This window comes from Embleya scabrispora DSM 41855 (assembly GCF_000372745.1).
GTDB classification, from domain to species: Bacteria; Actinomycetota; Actinomycetes; order Streptomycetales; family Streptomycetaceae; genus Embleya; species Embleya scabrispora.
Genome location: NZ_KB889708.1, coordinates 35,396 through 54,380 on the forward strand (window position 1 = coordinate 35,396; position 18,985 = coordinate 54,380).

Consider the following 18,985-nt stretch of genomic DNA (forward strand, 5'->3'; position numbering starts at 1 on the left):
CGAGGAGTGGAGTGTCATGGCAGGAGCCGCTGCGGCGCCCACGTTCGTGGTGGTCATGGGCGTGTCCGGGGCCGGGAAGTCCACCGTGGCACGGTTGCTCGCGCAGCGGCTCGGGGTGCCGTTCCTGGAGGCGGACGATGCCCACCCGGCCGCCAACCGCGCCAAGATGGCCGCCGGCCGGCCGCTCGACGACGACGACCGCCGACCGTGGTTGCGGACGCTTGCCGGCTGGATCAGGGAGGCGACCGACACCGGCCGGGGCGGGGTGATGGCGTGCTCGGCTCTCAAGCACGAGTACCGGGACGTTTTCCGCCAGGCCGGCGCAGGCGTGTGGTTCCTGCACTTGGCGCTCGACCAGGAGATCGCCCGTCGGCGTGACGCCGAACGCGTGGGCCACTTCATGCCGGCGCGGTTGGTCGCCTCCCAGTACGACACCTTGGAGCCCCTGCGGCCGGACGAGGCTGGGCTGACCGTCGACGCGCCGGCCGACCCGCGGGCCATCGTCGAGCGGGCCGTGAGCGCCGTGCGGGCGATCGGGTGAACGGGCGCCTGTTCGGCGCCTGCCGGGTCGATGCAATCGGTATCGCCGGATAACTTCCAATATCGCCGGATAGTTTCCAAACACCGACGACTCCCGGAAGAGGTCCTTCGCATGGCCGACGATCACCACTACGACGTCATCATCATCGGCACCGGGGCCGGCGGCGGCACGCTCGCCCACCGGCTGGCCCCCACCGGCAAGCGGGTCCTGATCCTGGAGCGCGGCGACTACCTGCCGCGGGAGCGCGACAACTGGGACTCCACCGCCGTCTTCGTCAAGGGCAAGTACCGTGCCCCCGAGTTCTGGTACGACAAGCACGGCAACGAGTTTCCCCCGGAAGTGAACTACTACGTCGGGGGCAATACCAAGTTCTACGGCGCCGCGCTCTTCCGGCTGCGGCCCGAGGACTTCGGAGAGCTGCGCCACCACGACGGGATCTCTCCGGCCTGGCCGATCCGCTACGACGACCTGGAGCCGTACTACACCCAGGCCGAACAGCTCTACCTGGTGCACGGCCGACACGGCGAGGACCCCACCGAGGGCCCGGCCGGCGGCCAGTACCCCCACCCGCCGGTGGAGCACGAGCCGCGCATCCAGCAGCTCAGCGACGACTTGGAGAAGCAGGGACTGCACCCCTTCCACCTCCCCATCGGCGTGAACCTGACCCAGGGCGAGAACGGTCTGGCCACCCATGACAGCGTCTGCATCCGATGCGACCGGGTCGACGGTTTTCCTTGTCTGGTGGGCGCCAAATCCGACTCACAGGTGATCTGCGTCGACCCGGCGCTGAAGTACGACAACGTCACGATGGTGACGAATGCCAACGTGCGGCGCCTGGAGACCGACCCGACCGGACGCACCGTCACCAGGGTCGTCGCCGAACTCGGGGACGGAACTACCGAGGGATTCCGCGCCGACATCGTGGTGGTCGCCGCCGGCGCGGTCAACTCCGCGGTCCTGCTGCTCCGTTCGGCCAACGACAAGCACCCCGGCGGCCTGGCCAACAGCTCGGACGTGGTCGGGCGCCACTACATGCGGCACAACAACCTCGCGCTGATGGCGGTGTCGAAGGAACCGAACCCCACCAGGTTCCAGAAGACCCTGGCAATGAACGACTGGTACCTGGGCGCGGACGACTGGGACTATCCGCTCGGCGGTATCCAGATGCTCGGCAAGTCGGACGGCGACCAGATCCACGGCGAGGCGCCGCGCTGGGCGGGCAAGGTCTCGCCGGACATGCCGTTCGAGGTGCTGGCGCACCACGCGGTCGACTTCTGGCTGTGCGGGGAGGACCTCCCGCTGTCCGAGAGCCGTGTCACCCTGGACAAGGACGACGCCATCCACCTGGCTCTCGACGAAAGGAACAACATCGCCGGGCTGAAGCGCCTCCAGCACAAGCTGCAGGGCATGTTGGGGCACCTGGGCATGCATCCGCACCATCTGCTCCCGCACAGCATCTACCTGCACAAGGGCATGCCGATCGGCGCCACCGCGCACCAGGCCGGCACCGTGCGGTTCGGCGACGACCCGAAGAGTTCGGCCCTCGACCTCAATTGCAAGGCCCACGACCTCGACAACCTCTACGTCGTGGACACCAGCTTCTTCCCGAGCATCGGCGCGGTGAACCCGTCGCTGACCGCCATTGCCAACGCTCTTCGGGTCGGCGACCACATCGCCGAACGGCTGCGCTGACGGGGGGTGCCGCACGGGCGACGGAGCCGACGCAGGTGGAGTGCCACCTGCGTCGGCTCCGTTGCTGCGCGAACCAGCGAAGCGCCGCTACAGGTTGTCCCCGGGTGTTCTGGCGGCAACGGTCTCGGCATCCGTGAGCTCTTCCAGCTCACCCTGTGTGTCGAGCCGGTAGAGCAGCACCAGCGCCGGGCCGACCAGGATGATCGCGATGACCGTGACGATCATCAGCCAGCGCAGGGTGTGGGAGGCGCCTGCCGCCTGGGTCACCGTCAGAGAGGTGGGCAGCACGTAGGGCCGCTGCGCGAAGCCCCAGGCGCCGACGACGAGGGCGACGCTCGCCACCGAGGTGTAGCGGGACCAGCCGTGGGACCGGCGCAGCAGAAGCAGCACCGTGGCCAGGCCGCAGACTGCGGCGAGGATGACCAGCAGCAGGCCGGCGCCGCCGGTGAGGCCGTCCCAGACGTACCGGGCGTCGTTGTGGGTGACGGGCAGGGCGATGAGGGCGAGGACGACGACGCCGGCGAATGCGAGCAGCGCGCGCAGGCGGAAGTAGTCGACAAGGTCGCGCGCGCCGAACCGTCGGGCGTCGGAGCAGAGGAAGACCGCCCCGAGGAACGCGGTGGCGGCGATGGCCAGTAGACCCGCGAGGATGGAGGTCGGGTTGGCCCAGGCGTCGGCGGAGGCCGTGGTGCCGACCTTGACGCGACCGGAGGCGATGCCGCCGAGCACGGCTCCGAGGAAGAACGGCGTGAGCAGTGATGAGACGGCGAACATCGCGCCGTAGATCCTTCGTTGGGCCAGGCGGCGGGACGGCTTGCGCAGGGCGAATCCGGCGCCGCGGAGCACCAGGCCGACGGCGGCGAGGGCGAGTGGCAGCCACATCGCGCTGAAGACGGCCTGGAACATCGTGGGGAAGCCGGTCCACATGACGATCAGGACGAAGATCAGCCAGACGTTGTTGGCCTCCCAGACCGGTGCCATGGCGTGGTCGATCAGCCCGCGGGGCCGTTTGCCGCGCTCCGCCCCTCCGGCCACCAGGTCCCAGAAGCCCGCGCCGTAGTCGGTGCCCCCGGCACACGCGTAGGCGGCGATCACAACCACGAGTACCCAGGCGATGAGTTCGGCCATTACGACGCACCACCGGAACCGCTGTCGGACCCGCCGCCGGACGCGGCCCCCGCGGGCTCTGGCTCGCTTCTGGGCCCGTAGGGCGTGTCGGTCTCGGGGGGAAGTGCGGCGCGGGCGGCGGCCGAGCCCTCGTCGGCGATGCGCCAGCGGGTGCGCATCTTCAGGACGACCGCCAGGAACGCGCCGAAGACGGCGATGTACACGACGATGACGATGCCGAGCATCGTCCACAGCGATGACGCGCGGGTGTCGGTCACCGCCTCCGAGACCCTCATCCGGTTGTAGACGATCCAGGGCTGGCGGCCGACCTCCGTGGTGATCCAGCCGCACTCCACGGTGACCAGGCACGCGGCTCCCGCGACGGCGGCGCTGCGGAAGAACCAGCGGGTGCGGGGGAGGTCCCGGTGACGCCACCAGGACCAGGCGTACCAGAGCGCGAGCAGGATCAGCAGGCTGCCGACGGTGACCATGATGTCGAAGGCCCAGTGGGCGATGGTGGCCTGGACGATGGTGGGGCGGTCGTCGGCCGGTACCGAGGTCAGCCCGGTGACCTGGGTGCTGGGCTTGAAACCGGCCAGGATCGAGTCCAGCTGGGGGATCTTCAGTCCGCCGGAGACCGTCCCGTCGCTGTTCAGGCGCCCGAACATGTACTCGGGCACGTGGGTGTCGGTGTCCCAGACGAGTTCCATGGCGGCGAACTTGACCGGCTGCTTGTGGAACACGGCCCGGGCGGCGGAGTCGCCGAGCATGAACTGGATCGGTGTGAGGATGGTGGCGACGGTGAACGGCACGGTGAAGCCGAGCCGGTGGTAGCGGTCGCGGCGCCCGCGCAACCAGCCGACCGCGTAGACGCCGGCGACCACGTAGCCGGCGGTCATGAACATCGCGACCACGAAGTGCCAGTACTCCGGCCCGAACATCGGGGTGAAGATCGCCTGCTGCACGTTGACGTTGATGGGATTTCCGTTGGCGTCGAGGCTGAATCCCCGTGGGGTGTTCATCCAGGAGTTGGCCGCGATGATGCCGAACGCTCCCATGAGGGCGGCCAGCGGCAGCGGTACGCCCAGCCAGAAGTGCGTCCAGGGCTTGAGCCGGCGCCAGCCGTACAGGTAGATCGCGATCAGGACGGCTTCCAGGAAGAACGCCCACGCCTCCACACCGAACCCGAGGCCGAAGACATCGCCCCAGCGGCCCATCATGCCGGGCCACAGCAGGCCGAATTCGAAGGACAGCACGGTGCCGGTGATGATGCCGATGGCGAACTGTACGGCCATCACCGCCGACCAGCGCCGGGCGAGCAGGAGGGCGACGGCGTCGCCTCGGCGCAGCCCGCGGTGGTGCATCACCAGGGTGATGAGCGGCAGTGCCACGCCGAACGGGACCAGCAGGATGTGCATGGCCAGGGTGAAGGCCATCTGCTCCCGAGCCGGCAGGAGCTGGGCCGGGGTGTTCGCGAGAATGGCCGCTGTACTGAGCATGTGTGCCTCGATGACTCGCCCGCGGAGGCGGGCCGATGCGGGACGGGATGCGGAGGGGGACGGGGGCAGCGACAGGGCCGTCGTCAGGGAGCCGGCGGGGGCGCCTTCGGCTCGCCCGCCCGCCCGGACGGCGCGTCGGTGTCGGGCAATGTGAAGGCGCGTTCGCGGCGCGAGCTGGTGGCGAAGGAGACGGACCAGCTGAGCAGCGCCCCGAGCCTGCTGCGGAATCCGGTGAGGGCGGCCAGGTGGATGAAGAGCCAGGCGAACCAGCCGGTGACGCCCGACAGGTGCAAGGGGCCCGCTTTGACGACGGCCCGGCCGCGGGAGATGTAGGCGGCGCTGCCGAGGTCCCGGTACTTGAAGGACGGCGGCGGCTTCGTCCTGCCTTCCACAAAGTGGCGCACGACCCGGCCCGCGTATGCCCCCGACTGCATGGCGACCTCGGCCAGGCCCGGCAGCCGGTTCAGGCTCATCACATCGCCCGTGATGCGGATCTCCGGATGGCCGGGGATGGTGAGGTCGGGTTCGACGATGATGCGTCCGGCCCGGTCCTGTTTTGCACCGGTTGCCCGGGCCAGCGCGCCGGCGATCGGCGGCGCCTCGACGCCCGCCGTCCACAGCACGGTGCGCGCCTCGAAGCGGGTCGTGGCGCCGTCGTGGTCGCGTACCGTCAGGCCGTGCGCGTCGATGTCGGTGACCATCGTGCCCAGGTGGAGTTCCACGCCGAGGCCCCGCAGGGTTCGGGCCGCACGGCGGGCCAGCGGCGGGCCGAACGCGCCCAGCACCTCGTTGGACCCCTCGAAGAGCAACACCCGGGCTTTGGCGGAGTCGATCGTCTGGAACTCGCGGTCGAGCGTGTGGCCGGCGATCTCCCGGATCTGGCCGGCGAGTTCGACGCCGGTCGGACCGGCGCCGACGAGCGCGAAGGTGAGCCACTGCTGCCGTTCCCGGTCGTCCGCGGCCGATTCGGCCATCTCGAAAGCCCGATAGAGCCGTCGACGGATGTCCAGCGCGTCTTCCAGGGTCTTCATGCCGGGGGCGTGCGCGGCGAATTCGTTGTGCCCGAAGTACGACTGGCGCATGCCGACTCCGACGATCAGATCGTCGTAGGGCAGTTCGACCGCTCCGCCGTCGGGTCGCCGGGCATGTACCACCCGGGCATCGACGTCGACATCGGTGGCCTCGGCGAGCAGGCATCTCACGTTGTGGTGGCGCCGCAGGACCGCGCGGAGCGGTTGCGCGATCTGCCCCTCGGACAGGATGCCGGAGGCGCACTGGTAGAGCAGCGGTTGGAAGAGGTGGTGGGCGCGGCGGTCGACCACGGTCACCGCGACCGGCGACCGCCGGAGGGCGCGGGCGGCGAACAGCCCGGCGAACCCCCCGCCGAGGATCACCACCCGGCGGGGCGTGACATGGTCCTGCATGGGGGATCAGCCTCCGGTGGCGAAGCCGGGGAAAAGCGTCATTCCGCCATCGACGTAGAGGGTGGTGCCGACGACGTAGTCGAGCAGGTCGGACGCCACGGCGACGACGGCGTTGGCGATGTCGTCCGGGTCACCCACACGGCGGTAGGGGATCAGGCGTAGGAGGTCGGCCTCTGCCTCGGGGGTGGACCAGGCGTCGCGGTTGATCGGCGTACGGATGGCGCCGGGCGCGACCGCGTTGACCCGGATCCGCTTGGGGGCCAGCTCCTGGGCGAGGGTCTGCATGAGCATGCCCACACCGCCCTTGGAGGAGGCGTAGTTCACGTGGCCCGACCACGGGACGATCTGGTGGACCGAACTCATGCAGATGATCTTTCCCGCCGACCGGGACACCTCTTCCACCACGCCGCGGCGCACGAACTCCTTGGCGGCCTCCCGCGCGCAGAGGAACTGGCCGGTCAGGTTGACGTCGATCACCTTCTGCCATTGGGCGAGCGTCATCTCCGCCACCGGCGCGTCCCGCTGGAGACCCGCGTTGGCCACCATGATGTCGATCGTGCCGAACTCCTCGATCATCCGCGCGACCATCGCGACCACCTGGTCCTCGTCGGACACATCCGCCTCGTGGGCGTATGCGCGGACCCCGAAGTCCTTGATCTGCGCCACGACCTTCTCGGCCTCGTCCGCACCGACGACGTAGTTCACCACGACGTCCGCACCCGCCCGGCCCAGGGCAACGGCGGTCGCCAGACCGATACCCGAGTTGGCACCGGTCACCAGCGCCTTCTGACCCTTCAGAAGCTGCGCGGACATCACCCCGCGGTTCTCGTCGACACTTCCTGCGACCACGATCTCTCCTTCGGCGCTGCGGATGGCACGCCCGCCGGGAGGGGGGCGACGCGCGTAAACAGGGCCGGAAAGACGCAGGTATGCCGGCCCCCTAGACGAAAGCACGCGCCGCTCGGGCCGGCAGACAGCCACGCCACGCAACCGCATTTCGACCGGACACGTCACACGGTCGGGCTACGAACTGCCCGTCCGCTACCGGGCTCTTCCTGTGACCGCTCAGGCGCGGTGGCATCTCACCCGTCTCGCCGACGCACTCCGGCACCGGGCCGCGGCTGCCCCGAAGACAGCCCGAGCCTCACCGAACGACCTCTACTCAGGACCGGTGTTCACTCAGCCTGACGACCGACCGCCGCGGCCCATGAACTGCTCGCACGGTTCCGGCGGCTGTCCACCAGCGGCACCCTCGCCGCCACCACCGGCGTACCACTGCTCGTGGTGTTCAAGACCCTGCGCCACTCGACCCTGCCGACCACCGCCAACATCTACGGCCACCTCACCCGCCCGGCCGCGCACGGCGGCGTCACCACGGAAGCAGCCGCCGCGTCCGTCGAACCGGCCGCAGCGGGTGCCCGTCGACGGCGACGAGGGCGGCATCGCCCGCGACGGATTTCCTCGGGGCGGCTGGGCACCACGTTTCCGCCGACATTCGGCACCATCGCATCTTCAGTGAGATTTGGGCACCACCCGGCCTGATGGTGTGTGACATGCCGCTTTCGACGCAATCGGGGGAGTTGGGCTGTTCAGCCGTCAAGCTGTGCTTGTTGATCATGTTCCGGGTCGGGGGGACCGCTGCTGGGACGGTCGCGTGAGGTGTTGTCGGTCGGCCACCACGGCGACGACATCCGGGCCGCCCCAGTCGCCTGGGACCCGTTCGCGGGAGGAAGGTCATGAGCCGGCTCTCGAAGGTGTTCAAGCTCAACCCCGCGGGGCTCAACTGGCCGCGAGCGGTGATGTTCCTGGACGCCGCGCTGGTGCCGTTGGTCCTCTTCTGGGCGATCGGGCACGAGCAGTACCTTCTCAGCGCATTGTTCGGCCTGCTGTTTGCGGGGCTGGCCGACCCGGGAGGCGACTACGGGCACCGCGCGTCCCACATCGCCGTCTTCGCGCTGATCGGCGCAGGGCTGACCGCGCTGGGATTCGGCATCGGGGCAGACGCCTGGGGCTGGCCGGTGCTTGCCGCTTTCACGGTCACGCTGGTGGCCGGCCTGGCAGTCGCGTTCGGCGTGCACAGGTTCGTCACCGCCCTGCTTCTCAACGTTTGGTTCATCGTCACCCTCGCGCTCGCGTTCAGCTTCCATCACGATGCCCGCATCACGAGCCACACCTGGGCTCAGGTGCTTGCCTGGGCCGGGGGAGCGACGCTGTGGATCGTAGTGACGTTCATTGCGTGGCTGATCCGCGGGCGCGAGGACCAGCCCCAGCCGATCGCGGAGCTCCCCGGTGACACCTCGCACCGGAAGCTGACCCGGCCGCTGATCATGTTCGCGGTGATCCGCGCCATGGCCATCGCCGCCGCCGTCGCGCTTGCGTTCGGACTGGACCTGTCGCACGGCTACTGGATGCCGATCGCGGCCATGGTGGCGATGCAGCCGAGCCTGGAGCAGAGCACGCTCGTAGGCACGCAGCGCCTTGCCGGCGCGGTGATCGGCGCCGCCGCGGCTGCGCTGCTGCTGCTGGTGCCCGCCAGTGAACACGGACACAAGCTGGTCGCGGCCGAGCGCGGACTCGAAGCGGTCGCGCTCGTCCTGTTGATGCACGGGGCGGCAATTCGCTTCTATAACTACGCGCTCTACTGTGCGGCCATCGCTGCGGGAGTGCTCATCCTGGTCGACCTTCCGCAGCCCTCCGACTACGCCGCCGAGGGCTACCGGGTGCTGTGGACGTTGTGCGGGGTGGGGATCACTCTGCTCGTCATGATGCTTGCGGGCCTGCTCGCCAAGCGCGCCGCCAAAACTTCGGCATAGCCGGTCCGAACGTGTTCCGCTCCGATTCGGCCGCCGCAGAGCTTCCTCAGCAACGCGGCACGACACCAGCAGGAGGGGGCCACGAACGGCTCAACCCTCGTCCCCTGCCTCGGGCCCGGCCTGACTCGGCCCTGCAGGGCAAAGGAGTTCGTCATGTCCACGAGAATCCGACCACGGCCGCGCCGCCGATGGCGAACCTGGGCGCCGGCCCTCGTCTGCACCGCAATGCTGGGCACGCTCGGCCTGTTCACGAGAGGCCGAACAGGCCCGCCGCCTCTCGTCGGTGATCGCCCGCGGTCGCGAGCAACGTGCCCTTCACCGAATGGGACCGCACCTTCACCGACCCGAGGCTCTGCGCGGCCATCGCGGACCGGCTCACCTTCAAAGGGATCCTCATCCAAACCGGTTCCGAGTCGTTCCGCCCGCGTGCCACCGAAGCCGAACACCCCGCCGAAACCGCTCGGAACCAGCGGCTCGGAACCTGCCTCAGCAACTCGAGTACTTGACCATCGCGTCGCCGGCATCCGCCGCCGCGCGGTAGAAGTCGGAGAGGTCCGCCAAGTCGTGGACGACCTTCCGGGCCCAGTCGTCGTGCCACGGCGTGGAAAACCCGAACTCCGCCACCATGTCGGTCATGCGCTGCGGGCTCGCGGAAATCCAGGCTTCATACGGTGCCCCGCCCAGTGCATCGGCGGCCGCGACGACCTCGTCAGGGGGGAGCACCGTGACAACTGTGTATTCCTGCACCTCGCCATCGGGGCTGGTCCACAGGTCCTTACGCGGCTCGCCGCCATACACGGCGAGGCCGGCCGCCGCTTGCTCGGGACAGCATTCCACGAGCACTTGGTCCAGCACCGAAGGGTGGAACTCGACCCCGGTAACCAGGCCCGCATCCCAGACCTCGGGCTGCTGACGCCAGTACGGGACGAGTTCCAGCAGTTCCTGCGGGGCCAACGACGAGACCGCTTCAGCGGAAGTACGTCGCCAAAAGAAGGACACGCTCACGTTCCCACTCCGATGGTTCATCGACCGCACATCCGCGATCACGGCCAACGGAGTTTGGCAGGGTCGGCTGACACCCGTCCTATGCGGGACCAGACACCGATCACGCAGTACGCAGCGATACAGGCGCTGCCACCTGCGCGCCACCGGGCCCTCGCGCACCACGCCTGTCAGGGACACGGCCCAGCGAGGACCCGGCCCACTCGCGGACCCATGGGTCTCGACACCAACCGCGATCCCGGACCGGGGGTCCGGTCGGCGGGTCCCGTAGGGGTGGCGTTCGGTTCGACCTGGGAAGGACGAGACGTTCCGGGGATCGGGAGTGACCCCGCGTGGTGTCGGCGGGTTCCGGTTCGGGACGATGCGTGGATGAAGGATCGGTCGCGAGCGTCGTCGTCCGACCGAGGTGCCGTCACCATCGAGACCCACTCGCCGGCGCCGGTGGCCGCGTCCACTCGGGATGGTGTGGTCCGTGCACAATCAGGCATGGGAGGACGGTCTCGTTTTGGCGCGTGAATACGCCCGGCAACACGGCACGTCGGCCGCGCCGGCCGACGCCGTGATCGACGGCTACCCCTTCGGAGCATGACTCGCGAACGGGACGATGCGCGTCGCGTGCCGACCGCGGTCACGGACGCCGTGACGTCACGCCGGGGTCTTCGGATCGTGGCGGGGAAGGACGTCGCCGGCCGGGGAATGCACCACCATGGTCGGCGGCGGGCACGTCGAACCGCCGAACACCCTCGCCGGGATCCGCGTCGCGCCACCCGAGGAACGATGCGCCGGGTTCGACGAGGCGATGGGACACGCGCTGTGGGACACGATCGAGCAACGGGCGCTACCGGACAGGGCGTTGCCGTCCGAGGTGGACGTCGGGGATGAGAGGATCGCCGCCGACGATCCGCGCCCGGCGTGATACGCCACGCACGACACATGACAGAGCCTCCGCACGACCCCGCCGGTTCGCGCCGGACGCGTCAGTGCGTCGTCCATTCGCGGAGTCGGCGTGCGATGCGTCGGACGCCGACGACGCCCCGGGCGGCTTCGCGGACGAGGACGACGGCTTCCTTCGGCGGATAGTCGAGACGATGTCCGTACAGGGCCAGGAACGCCTCGGTGGCGTGCCAGGCGAATGCCTCGTTGGAATGCTCGAGACACGGCAACCGGACCAGCGTGTGAAGGAGCGCCCCCGCCTTGAGGTGGTCCGAACCGTACACGTCCCGGTCCATCGCACGGGCCTGTACACGGGACAGGGCGGCGTAGAGCGGGCCGAGGTCGTCGACCTGTGGATCGCCGGGCAACAGTTCGGCGGCGTGGAGCAGGAACGCCACGTCCACGTGCGGGGGGTGCGGATCGTTCACGCGGCGTGGCCCCGCTCGGGCGCGGCGAGTTCGCGTGCGGCCTCGAGTTCGGCGGCGCGCTGCTCGGGCGTGGGGTCGACCTCGCCGGCCTCGGCCGCGAACGCGTCGCCGCTGCGGGCCATGGACGCGCGGAACGCGTCGAGGAAACGGTCCTCGAGGGCGGTCGCGCGCGCGTACGCCGCACCCAGGATGTACTCCTGCATGCTCACGCCCTCGGCCTTGGCCGCGGCCGCGATCGCGGCCCGCTGCCCCGGGTCGGGGAAACGGAGATTGATGGCCTTCGGATCACTCATGGCCCCCATGGTACCAGCAGGGCCATCGATACTCCATGAAGAGGACGTGGTGTCGACGGTCGGGTTGCCGACAGCCAACTCATCTCCGCGTTCGTCACCCTGCGGCAGTCGATCGGCCGGTGCGTGCCGGCGGGCCCGGGCCGGATCCGGCACTTACTGTATGTAGCCGCGTGCGCATTTGTTGTGGTGGCGGCCGGGAACCCCGGCCCTTGTGCCGCTGTCACCAAGCCACCGCCGGGTGGACATGTGCCGGGCTGCGGGTCACGTCCCTTCGAATCGTCCTCCAGCGGCCGCCCTGGTCCGGGATCATCTACCCATGGACAGGAGCATGTCGACGAACGGGCCAGGGGTACCTCTCGCATCGCTCACAGACCGGTCGGCGTTCGGCTTCGACGTGCACCGGGCGGTCGAGACTCCTGGACCGGATTTCCCGGACCTGCCGACGTATGTCGAACGGGCCCACGACCGGTCGCTGCGCGCCGTGATCGACCGGGCGGCCGCCGGGGAGAGCGGTCTGGTCACTGTGGTGGGTTCGTCGTCGACGGGGAAGACGCGTGCGTGTTGGGAGGCGATCCGGTCCCTGCCGGACGGGTGGAGGTTGTGGCACCCGGTCTACCCGACGCCGTCGCAGGCGTTCCTGGCGGCCGTCGATGCCGTGGTGCCGCGCACGGTGGTGTGGCTGAACGAGGCGCAGCTTTATCTGCTGGACCGGCCTGCGGGCGGCGAGCGGGTCGCTGCGGCGGTGCGTGTCCTGCTGGCCGATACCCGTCCGGCCGCGGATGGCGGGCGGGGTCCGGTGCTGGTGGTGGCGACGCTGTGGCCCGAGTACTGGCGTACCTTGACCGCCCGGCCCGAGTCGGGCAGGCCGGATGTGTTCGCGCAGCAGCGCGCGCTGCTCACCGACGTCGGGCTGCGCGTTTCCGTGCCCGACGCGTTCAGCTGCGAGGACTTGGTCGCCTTGGGGAAGAGTGCGCGTAGCGATCCGCGGCTCGCGCTGGCGGCCGGGCAGGCAGGGCAGGGGAAGGTGACGCAGTTTCTGGCCGGGGCGCCGCAGTTGCTCGCCCGCTACACGGATGCGGCACCGGCTGTGCGGGCGCTGATCCACGCGGCGATGGACGCGCGCCGGCTCGGGCACTCTCCCGCCCTGCCCTTCGCGTTCCTGGCGGACGCGGCCGAGGGTTACCTCGGCGACGACGAGTTCGACGCGATCGAGGACGACTGGCTCGAACAGGCCCTGGCCGCATGTGCCGAACCGGCGCACGGCACGCCCGGCCCTCTCACCCGTATCCGGCCGCGGCGCGGTGAACCCGCCTTGCCGGGGCCGGTGTACCGGCTCGCGGACTACCTCGAACAGCACGGACGCGATGAGCGGCGGTACGTGTGTCCGCCTGCCGCGTTCTGGGAAGCCGCGCTCCGCGGCATCGGCGATCCGGATGCGCTCGGCGCGCTGGCGAACGCGGCGGCGCGCCGAGGGCTTGTGCGTCTGGCTGTTGCCCTGTACGAAGCGGAGATCCGCCAGGGGCCTGACCGGCACCAGGCCATGGGTGCCGTAGCCCAGATCCTGACGGAATGCGGACGTGTGGACGACGCCCTCGCGTGGTACGAACGCGCGTCCGTCGCCGGTGACGAGGGGGCGCTGTATCAAGCCGGCCGTGCGCTCGAGGACGCGGGAAGAGTGGAGGAGGCGATCGCCTGGTACCTCCGAGATGGGCGGCACGGTGACACGCTGGGGCTCCAGCAGGCTGTGCGATTGGCGAACGACCACGGCTTCGTGGACGAGGTCCTTGCCGGGCTCCGGGACATCGGAAGCACCCACGCGTGGCGGCATGCCGCCGGTCTGCTGTGGACCGTAGGCCGCGTCGACGATGCACTCGAGGGTTACATCCTGGCGGGCGCCGACTGCCTGAACCGAGATGTCGAACGCGTGGCCTGGTGGCTGCAGACCGAGCGTCCGGGTTCCGTGCTGCCGTGGCTCACCCGGGTTGCCGCAGCCGGACATCCTCGTGCAATGCACCAGGCGGCGGATCGGATGGTGGAAGCCGGGCACGTCCGTGACGCGATCACGTTCCTGTGCGCGGTCGCCGACACGGCCGGCCGGGATGGCTGGTTGAAGGCCGGCGATCTGGCCTGGTCGCAGGGGTGTTCCGACGAGGCCGTCGGGTTGTGGCGGCGCGCCGCGCACGATGCCCAGCCGAGGCTGCTCGCAGCCCTTGGGCGGTCCTGGTGGCATGCGGATCGCCCCGAGGACGCCGTCGCCTGCTGGGACCGCGTCGCTGCCACCGATAAAACGCGACATCTCCTCGACGAAGCACGTGAGTTACTGAACGAGCACGGCCGCGAAGCGGTGGTTGCGTCCTGGTGGCGGCACCGAGCCGACACCGGTGAAGCATACGGCTGCTCCGGTCTGGCCGCGCAACTCGCCCGTACGGGCGAGTTGGACGAAGCCGTCCGATGGTGGGAACGCTCCGCCGCCGCGGGCGACGACGCGGCCCTGGGACAGGCGGCCATCGCGCTGTGGGACGGCGGACGCGAGAACGACGCGCGGGCCTTGTGGTGGCGTGCCGCCCGCACGGGCCACTTGGAGTCGGTGAACGCGGGCGTGGAGCGGCTGCGCAACGTCGGCCACGGCAACGAGGCGGAACAGCTGTGGTGGTGCACAGCCCGAGCCGGCACCTCCTGGAGCCTCAAGCACACGGTCCGCCGGATGGAGGCCGACGGCGAAATCGAGGAACTGGTGGCTCTGCTCCGCGAGCTCACCGAAGCCGGTCATCACGAGGCGCTGTGGAAAGCGCGATACGTGATGACGCGCCACGGCCGGGTCGACGAAGCGTTCACCTGGCTCCGCGGGCTCCACGACGCAGGCCACCCGAGCGCGGCCTGGCACATCGGCCAACTCCTCAGTGACTGCGGCCGCCTGGACCGGGCACTCACCTGGTGGCGCCGAGCCGGCGAGAGCGGCGGCTACTCGTCCGCCGCACGCGCCCTGGACGAAGCCGGGCGCCTGGACGACTCACTCGAATGGTTCCACCTGGCCGTCGAAGCCGGCGACATCGACCTGGCCTGGACCGCCGCCAAAAGCTACGCCCAAGCCGGACGCGCAGACGACTTCGTCACCTGGATGCAACAACGCGCCCGGACCGGCGACCGCCTCGCGCTACGCGTCGCCGTCGAATGCCTCGACGCCGCAGGACGCTCCGATACCGCAAAGGCCTTGCGCCGCCATGGTTGGGAACCCAACGGCGACATCGCCCCACCCTGGTAGCCGTACACATCCCGCGGCTCCAGGCGAGTCGGCAGACCGCTGTTCGCAGCCCGCCGCACCGCGAACTCACTTGTGTCAACGGAAACTTTGATCTCCCCGGTCGGGTCGCTCGCCTCGCCCGATGACTCTCACCGTCCGGAGCCGCGAGCCGGGATTTGCTCCGGTGCGCTTCTCAGCCCACTGTCCATTGCCCGACTTGGCCGAGCCTGCCGGTCGGATCAAATGGGATCTCGCGGGGTTGGGATTGCCCCGGCAGTTCATGAGTCACGTAGCCCAGCCGCGAACCACCCGGCGGGACCTTCGGCTGACATTCACAGCACGGAGGCGCTCCCTCGTCGTGCCCGCGTCACCCTTGTGGCATCGCGGGCGCCTCCATGCTTGCGGACCTCGTGCGCGAGGGCCTCGGCCACCAACTCACGACACACCGTGAACAGCACGGCGCGGTCGGTACGTACTCGCGCCAAGCGGTCGGCACGTCGAACCGCTCCATCGACCTGCGGAACGCACCCAGTCACAGGAACACTGGTCGCGGACACCCCAACCGGCGTGATCCGGCACCGAGAACTCGGCACGCGCGCCGCACCGCCGACCGGGAGAAGGACAGGGGGCAGCCATCGCCAACGAGACCCTCGCCGCGGTCATCGGCGCAGGCAGCGCACTGATCGTGGCGTTGATCGGCGGGTACTTCGTCATCCGCGGCGCGCAGCGCCAAGCCGACGCCGCGTTCGCCGCCGCCCAGGCCCAAGCCACCGCCGCCATCACCGCCGCGCGCGAACAAGCCGCCGCCGCCATCGCCGCCGCGCAACGCGGTGCCGACGCGCAACTCGACGTCATGCGGCAGACATTCCGCGACCAGGCCACCGCCGCCCAACGCGCCGTCCGACGCACCGCCTACACCACCTACCTGGGCGCCGTCGACCAGGCACGCGCAGCGCAGCTGACGTGGAACGCCAACCCGACCACCGCCACCCGCGACGCCTGGAACACCAGCACGCGTGCCGTGGGCGAAACGTTGAACATCGTCCGCCTGGAAGGACCTCCCGCGGTCACCACCGCCGCCGAAGCACTCGCCGCCGCCATCGACCCCGCCACTGCCCCGGCTCTGTCGGTCGGCGCGTTCGCCACACGCCACACCGACTTCCTCACGGCGGCACGCACCGCGCTGGAGCCTTAGAACATCTCCGGTCATCCAGGATTTCGGGGCGCGTCGGGTCGCTGATGCGGGACCATGCACACATGGACAGCGGCACGCAGGCCGACGCGCCGGGAGTGTTGCTCACATCGCTGACGGACCGGTCGGCGTTCGGATTCGAGATCCACCGGGCTGTCCAGGCCCCGGGCACCGAAAAGCTCCCCGACCTGCCCGCGTATGTCGAGCGCCCCCACGACCGTGAACTTGCTGCGGTGGTGGACCGCGCGGCATCCGGCGATAGTGCCCTGGTCACCCTGGTGGGCTCGTCCTCGACCGGGAAAACCCGGGCCTGCTGGGAGGCGGTCCGCCGACTTCCCACAGGGTGGCGGCTGTGGCATCCGGTGTACCCCACCTCGCCCGACGGATTCCTTGACACCGTCCACGCCCTCGCGCCGCGCACCGTGGTGTGGCTCAACGAAGCACAGCTGTACTTGCTGGACCGGCCCACCGATGCCGAGCGGATCGCCGCGGCGCTGCGCCTGCTGGTGGCCGACGGCCGCCCGGACACCGCGGCGGGCAGGCACGGTCCGGTACTGGTGGTGGCGACTCTGTGGCCGGAGTACTGGCGCATCCTCACCACCCGGCCCGAACCAGGCGCGCGGGACACCTACGCGCAGCAGCGGACGCTACTCACCGACACCGGGCTGCGCGTGTCCGTGCCCGACGCGTTCAGCGCCGAGGACTTGGAGAACCTGCGCACGAGCGCGCGCCGCGACCCGCGACTGGCACTCGCCGCCCAGCGGGCCACGCGCGGGAAGGTGACGCAGTTCCTCGCCGGCGCACCGCAGTTGCTCACCCGCTACCACGACGCGGCACCGCCGATGCGGGCACTGATCAACGCGGCGATGGACGCACGCCGCCTCGGCCACTCCACCGCCCTCCCCCTCGCGTTCCTCGCCGACGCCGCCGAGGGCTATCTCGACGACGAGTTCGACGCGCTCACCGACGACTGGCTCGAACGCGCTCTGGCTGACTGCGCCGCGTCCTCACACGGCATTCCCGGGCCCCTCACCCGCATCCGCCCCCGCCGCGGCGAACCGGCCCAAGCGGGACCGGTGTACCGCCTCGCGGACTACCTCGAACAACACGGGCGCGCCGAGCGTCGGTACGTTTGCCCACCAGCCTCGTTCTGGGAAGCCGCGCAGCTCACTCCGGCCGCCGGCGATCTCCTTGCGCTTGCCGGGGAAGCCGATGCGCGTGCCCGATTCCGTCAGGCCGCCTCGTTGTACCGATTGGCAGCTGCGGGAGGACGCGTCGACGCGCTCACGGACTGGGGCCTGATGTTGTGGAATATCGGGGACCGGGAAAGCGCCGAAAGACTGTGCCGGCAGGCCGCCGACGCGGGCGACACGAATGCGCGCACGCATCTCGGGTGGATGCGCGGCGAGGCTGACGACGGACGTACCGCGCGATCGAGTCGCATTGCCCACGACCCCGAAGGCTCCGACACACTCCACGTCCTGACGCTCATGCAGGACGATGCCGACGACTGGGACGGCATCGAGCACCAGTGCGAAACCGCCGACACCGAAGGCTCCGGAACGCTCTGGGACTTGGCGATCATGCGCGAGGAGGCGGGCGACCCGCAGGGGGCGGAAGTCCTCGCCCGGCAGGCTGCGGACGCCGGCGACACCGACGTCTACATGGGCCTGGCGATAGTCCGCGAAACGAACCGGGATCCAGACGGCGCCGAGCGCCTGTACGAGATGGCCGCCGAAGCCGGTGACAGCATCGCACTCAGGCGCGCAGCGATGAAGTACCGGGACGCCGACGACCGGGCAGGCGCCGAACGGATGTACCGGCGTGCCGCTGACGCCGGAAGCGTCGACGCGCTGTGGGGCCTGGCGGTATTGCGCGAAGAGGCCGGTGATCACGTCGATGCCGAACGCCTTGCCCGTCAGGCGGCTGACGCCGGAGGCCCCGAAGCGCTGTGGAGTCTGGCCGTCGCGCGCGAGGAAGCGGGTGACCCACACGGAGCTGAGCGCCTCGCCCGACTGGCTGCCGATGCCGGGTACGACGCGCTGGCAGGCCTGGCCGAAATTCGCAAGGAAGTTGGGGAATGGTCGGGCGCCGAACGCGTCTACCGGCAAGCTCTCGACGCGGGAGCCACCGATGCGCTGCAAAGCATCGCCGAGCTGCTCCGCACAGACAGCGAGGGGTTGTCGTCGCAGATCTTGCGGTACGGACTGGACGCCGACGGCAATGCCTCACCGCCTTGGTAGGCCGCGCCTGCCGGACCACGGCCCCACGCACCCCCGGACAAGAACCCCATCGCAACACGGCCGAGGCACCGACGCGCGGCGTCGCGGAAGCGGGGGCGACAGTGCGCGCGGGGGTGATCCGGGTCGGCATCGCCGGATGGTCGACGTGCCAGGTCGCCCTCGCCACCCTCGCCTCTTCTTGATAGGAGGCCCGCCGGAAGGGCGTCGGCTGCCCGACCAGGGACAACGATGCGCAAACGCAGCCGGAGGCCCGATCTTGTGTCACCGTTCGCAGTGGACTTCTTCGCGTACCCGCTCGGATCGGTCAACGGCGCACCCGATAGCGCAGGTGAAGCACCCGGTTGCCCTGAATCACCACGTCAGGATCCTCCAACAGGTGCTGCGCGTGGACCGACCCGAAGTAGCGCTTACCGGACCCGAACACGACGGGTACGACGTCCATGCGCACCTCGTCGATCAGGCCTGCGGCAAGCACCTGGCCACCGACGTCGGCGGCGACCTCGACCATGCGGTCACCCGCAAGCTCCTGCGCCTTGGCCACGGCTGCCTCGACGCCGTCGACGAAGTGTCCCAGTAC

The 18,985-nt window shown here is 69.9% G+C and carries 16 protein-coding genes and 1 pseudogene; 9 read left to right on the forward strand and 8 right to left on the reverse strand.

Annotated elements, in window-relative coordinates:
- Positions 1-16: 16 nt before the first annotated feature.
- Both A3IC_RS0141115 and A3IC_RS0141120 read left to right on the forward strand, forming a co-directional pair.
- On the forward strand, positions 17-541 hold the full coding sequence (locus tag A3IC_RS0141115; protein ID WP_020555892.1) for a gluconokinase: 525 nt from the start codon (positions 17-19) through the stop codon (positions 539-541).
- A gap of 111 nt (positions 542-652) precedes the next feature.
- Positions 653-2,233, forward strand: a complete 1,581-nt coding sequence (locus A3IC_RS0141120; protein ID WP_020555893.1) for a GMC oxidoreductase — start codon at positions 653-655, stop codon at positions 2,231-2,233.
- A gap of 87 nt (positions 2,234-2,320) precedes the next feature.
- Here the strand turns inward: A3IC_RS0141120 and A3IC_RS0141125 are convergent, their stop codons facing one another.
- The 4 genes from A3IC_RS0141125 to A3IC_RS0141140 form a co-directional block, all read right to left on the reverse strand.
- Complete coding sequence (locus tag A3IC_RS0141125) at positions 2,321-3,361, reverse strand: cytochrome d ubiquinol oxidase subunit II (RefSeq protein WP_020555894.1); 1,041 nt, start codon at positions 3,359-3,361, stop codon at positions 2,321-2,323.
- Positions 3,361-4,839, reverse strand: a complete 1,479-nt coding sequence (locus A3IC_RS0141130) for a cytochrome ubiquinol oxidase subunit I (RefSeq protein ID WP_020555895.1) — start codon at positions 4,837-4,839, stop codon at positions 3,361-3,363. The genes A3IC_RS0141125 and A3IC_RS0141130 overlap by 1 nt, the downstream gene beginning before the upstream one ends.
- A gap of 83 nt (positions 4,840-4,922) precedes the next feature.
- A complete protein-coding gene (locus A3IC_RS0141135) occupies positions 4,923-6,263 on the reverse strand; it encodes an NAD(P)/FAD-dependent oxidoreductase (RefSeq protein ID WP_020555896.1) in 1,341 nt (446 codons plus the stop codon).
- Between the two features lie 6 nt (positions 6,264-6,269).
- Positions 6,270-7,076 (reverse strand): SDR family oxidoreductase, encoded by an 807-nt coding sequence (locus A3IC_RS0141140; protein WP_020555897.1) that lies wholly within the window; start codon positions 7,074-7,076, stop codon positions 6,270-6,272.
- 923 nt (positions 7,077-7,999) lie between these two features.
- Here A3IC_RS0141140 and A3IC_RS0141145 point away from each other — a divergent pair.
- Both A3IC_RS0141145 and A3IC_RS71825 read left to right on the forward strand, forming a co-directional pair.
- Complete coding sequence (locus tag A3IC_RS0141145) at positions 8,000-9,076, forward strand: FUSC family protein (protein WP_020555899.1); 1,077 nt, start codon at positions 8,000-8,002, stop codon at positions 9,074-9,076.
- Between the two features lie 308 nt (positions 9,077-9,384).
- Entirely contained in the window at positions 9,385-9,582 is a 198-nt protein-coding gene (locus A3IC_RS71825; RefSeq protein ID WP_321184157.1) for an ATP-binding protein, read from the forward strand.
- On the opposite strand, the gene A3IC_RS0141155 is transcribed toward A3IC_RS71825, so the two are convergent.
- Entirely contained in the window at positions 9,563-10,081 is a 519-nt protein-coding gene (locus A3IC_RS0141155; protein WP_020555901.1) for a hypothetical protein, read from the reverse strand. The genes A3IC_RS71825 and A3IC_RS0141155 overlap by 20 nt on opposite strands.
- Positions 10,082-10,550: 469 nt before the next feature.
- On the opposite strand from A3IC_RS0141155, the gene A3IC_RS70375 reads away from it, so the two are divergent.
- The gene (locus tag A3IC_RS70375) at positions 10,551-10,667 is read left to right on the forward strand and encodes a helicase associated domain-containing protein (RefSeq protein WP_191864170.1); all 117 of its coding nucleotides are present in this window, start codon (positions 10,551-10,553) and stop codon (positions 10,665-10,667) included.
- 117 nt (positions 10,668-10,784) lie between these two features.
- A complete protein-coding gene (locus A3IC_RS0141165) occupies positions 10,785-10,994 on the forward strand; it encodes a hypothetical protein (RefSeq protein ID WP_020555903.1) in 210 nt (69 codons plus the stop codon).
- A 61-nt stretch (positions 10,995-11,055) separates the two neighbouring features.
- Here A3IC_RS0141165 and A3IC_RS0141170 read toward each other — a convergent pair whose 3' ends face one another.
- Positions 11,056-11,439, reverse strand: a complete 384-nt coding sequence (locus A3IC_RS0141170; protein ID WP_026219321.1) for a toxin Fic — start codon at positions 11,437-11,439, stop codon at positions 11,056-11,058.
- Entirely contained in the window at positions 11,436-11,732 is a 297-nt protein-coding gene (locus A3IC_RS0141175) for a hypothetical protein (RefSeq protein WP_020555905.1), read from the reverse strand. Before A3IC_RS0141175 ends, A3IC_RS0141170 begins: the two co-directional genes overlap by 4 nt.
- Positions 11,733-12,048: 316 nt before the next feature.
- On the opposite strand from A3IC_RS0141175, the gene A3IC_RS63360 reads away from it, so the two are divergent.
- From A3IC_RS63360 to A3IC_RS59525, 3 genes are all read left to right on the forward strand, one after another.
- Positions 12,049-14,994 (forward strand): ATP-binding protein, encoded by a 2,946-nt coding sequence (locus A3IC_RS63360; protein ID WP_158696312.1) that lies wholly within the window; start codon positions 12,049-12,051, stop codon positions 14,992-14,994.
- Between the two features lie 664 nt (positions 14,995-15,658).
- Positions 15,659-16,168, forward strand: coding sequence for a hypothetical protein (locus A3IC_RS0141185; RefSeq protein ID WP_020555907.1), 510 nt, complete (start codon positions 15,659-15,661; stop codon positions 16,166-16,168).
- A gap of 62 nt (positions 16,169-16,230) precedes the next feature.
- Positions 16,231-18,408, forward strand: coding sequence for a hypothetical protein (locus A3IC_RS59525; protein ID WP_020555908.1), 2,178 nt, complete (start codon positions 16,231-16,233; stop codon positions 18,406-18,408).
- A 304-nt stretch (positions 18,409-18,712) separates the two neighbouring features.
- Here A3IC_RS59525 and A3IC_RS59530 read toward each other — a convergent pair.
- A pseudogene (locus A3IC_RS59530) lies at positions 18,713-18,976 on the reverse strand (dihydrofolate reductase family protein); the annotation flags it as partial.
- Positions 18,977-18,985: the final 9 nt, after the last annotated feature.

Bases quoted from the DNA above. Each gene is read 5' to 3' on its own strand.
- A3IC_RS0141145 (WP_020555899.1), top strand. From the start codon at position 8,000: ATGAGCCGGCTCTCGAAGGTGTTCAAGCTCAACCCCGCGGGGCTCAAC.
- A3IC_RS0141115 (WP_020555892.1), top strand. From the start codon at position 17: ATGGCAGGAGCCGCTGCGGCGCCCACGTTCGTGGTGGTCATGGGCGTG.
- A3IC_RS63360 (WP_158696312.1), top strand. From the start codon at position 12,049: ATGGACAGGAGCATGTCGACGAACGGGCCAGGGGTACCTCTCGCATCG.
- A3IC_RS59525 (WP_020555908.1), top strand. From the start codon at position 16,231: ATGGACAGCGGCACGCAGGCCGACGCGCCGGGAGTGTTGCTCACATCG.
- A3IC_RS0141120 (WP_020555893.1), top strand. From the start codon at position 653: ATGGCCGACGATCACCACTACGACGTCATCATCATCGGCACCGGGGCC.
- A3IC_RS0141165 (WP_020555903.1), top strand. From the start codon at position 10,785: ATGGTCGGCGGCGGGCACGTCGAACCGCCGAACACCCTCGCCGGGATC.
- A3IC_RS0141135 (WP_020555896.1), bottom strand. From the start codon at position 6,263: ATGCAGGACCATGTCACGCCCCGCCGGGTGGTGATCCTCGGCGGGGGG.
- A3IC_RS0141140 (WP_020555897.1), bottom strand. From the start codon at position 7,076: ATGTCCGCGCAGCTTCTGAAGGGTCAGAAGGCGCTGGTGACCGGTGCC.
- A3IC_RS0141125 (WP_020555894.1), bottom strand. From the start codon at position 3,361: ATGGCCGAACTCATCGCCTGGGTACTCGTGGTTGTGATCGCCGCCTAC.
- A3IC_RS0141130 (WP_020555895.1), bottom strand. From the start codon at position 4,839: ATGCTCAGTACAGCGGCCATTCTCGCGAACACCCCGGCCCAGCTCCTG.
- A3IC_RS0141175 (WP_020555905.1), bottom strand. From the start codon at position 11,732: ATGAGTGATCCGAAGGCCATCAATCTCCGTTTCCCCGACCCGGGGCAG.